This window comes from Sulfuricurvum sp. (assembly GCF_049587615.1).
GTDB lineage: Bacteria > Campylobacterota > Campylobacteria > Campylobacterales > Sulfurimonadaceae > Sulfuricurvum.
The window spans coordinates 1-1653 of sequence record NZ_JBAVEF010000055.1 but is presented as its reverse complement, the minus strand read 5'-3'; the positions used below and the strand labels follow the sequence as shown (position 1 = coordinate 1653).

The window sequence follows — 1653 nt, the reverse complement described above, 5'->3', positions numbered from 1 at the left end:
TGAAAAATGGTGTGCTGGTCGGCGTACACCGCCTGCGGGAGGCCTTTGCTCAAGCAAACCTGCTGCAGCACCAGGAAATAGCCAGCGGCATCTTCTTCTTCCCGAAAAACTGCCCCAGGGACCTCATTATCGGCGTCATCGATCATGCCCACCAGGGTTAGCCACGGTCCGCGCCCTTCCAACCAATCGTGGCGGCTGCCATCCGTTTGCAGCAGCATCCCAGCCTGCGGATAACGTTCCCGGTGGCTGCGATACTCAGGTGCTCGCCGCTTCCTCGGGCTGCCTTGTCCAGCTGCCCGCCGAATGCGCCGCAGGCTGGAACGCGAGACCACGATCGGCTCAGGCTGTTCAGCCAGCTCTTCGGTGAAGTGACAATCGTTGTAATCCCGGTAGGTCTCCTTGGCCAACCGCAGGATCTCCTGCCGCACCTGCTCCGAGATGCGGTTGGCAGGTTCTCTGCCTCGATTCCCGTGTGCCAGGGCTGCAATACCCTTCTGGCGATAAGCTGCTACTAGCCGGCGAAACTGCCGTTTCGAGATGCCGAGCAATTCCGCTGCTCTTTGTGCGTGTACTTTCCCAGCTTCGTAGTCGATTACCATCTTCAACTTGTGCTGTTCTTTCATGGTCAATATCACCTGTGTGTTCATAGGGTGACATTTTCGCTGAACAGTCAGGGGGTGTCAAATTCGCTGAACAACAACAACCTCGCTCTTCCTGGGTGTCATTGTTCAGGGAAAATGACACCCTAACTGGTAAGGGAAAATGTCACCTTGGCAAAGGGTGTGAGCCGAGTATAATCGGGACACCCCCCAACGAGAAGGCGAGAGCGGCTTTTCAAAGCCATCTCGTCTTTTCATTTTGTCACCTTGGCAACCAATGGCTTGCGCCAGGGGTGGTCCGGGGGTGGTTTCCAGGGTTGGCGAGGTGATTTGGGCAACTTGACCCTGTCCGGCTCAGGTGAGGGGGAGGCGGGAACAGCCGGCTGGAACTGGCCCACCCGAGGAGGAGCAGAGGTAGCGGACTGAAAGGTAGCCAGGGTTTGCCCCTGATAGCATACGGCCAGGCTGCCATCCAGGGAGTGGCGCAACTCAACTCTGGCTTTGGCGAAGCTTTTGCGCTGGGGGCCGGGTGGGATCTGCAGGCGGTGACTATCCAAAGAAATGGTGTTGTCGTTAGTCACCTTACGGGTGTACTTGAAGCAGAAGTAATTAAGCGGCTCTCGCTCTTCAGGCCAAGGGACGTAGGCTGAACCAGGCTCAGCGGCTTCGACCTGAAAGCGGGCGTTGAACTTGGGCAGGTAAGCCGCCAGGACCCGGTTGGCGCTCTGCAGATCGTTAGCGCCTGCCTTGCGTAGTTCCTTGACCAGGCGGTCTTGCAAGGTGCCCCACAGCCGTTCGATGCGTCCTTTGGCCTGTGGGCTGCGGGCGGCGATCAGCTGGATGCCCAATTCGTCCACCAGGCGGCCAAACTGGGTGCGCGGCAGCTCTCCGGATAGCTCTTGCTCGACCGTTGGCTGACTGGGGCTCTGAAAAATGGTGTGCTGGTCGGCGTACACCGCCTGCGGGAGGCCTTTGCTCAAGCAAACCTGCTGCAGCACCAGGAAATAGCCAGCGGCATCTTCTTCTTCCCGAAAAACTGCCCCAGGGACCTCAT

Annotated in this window: 1 protein-coding gene and 1 pseudogene; both read right to left on the bottom strand. The window is 58.5% G+C overall.

Features of this window, described 5'->3' with window-relative positions; genetic code table 11:
* Nucleotides 1-647: helix-turn-helix domain-containing protein (locus WB308_RS11070; protein ID WP_424191480.1), on the bottom strand; the 647-nt coding region annotated here is incomplete at its 3' end.
* A 206-nt stretch (nt 648-853) separates the two neighbouring features.
* Nucleotides 854-1653 (bottom strand): annotated as a pseudogene (locus tag WB308_RS11065) (hypothetical protein); the annotation flags it as partial.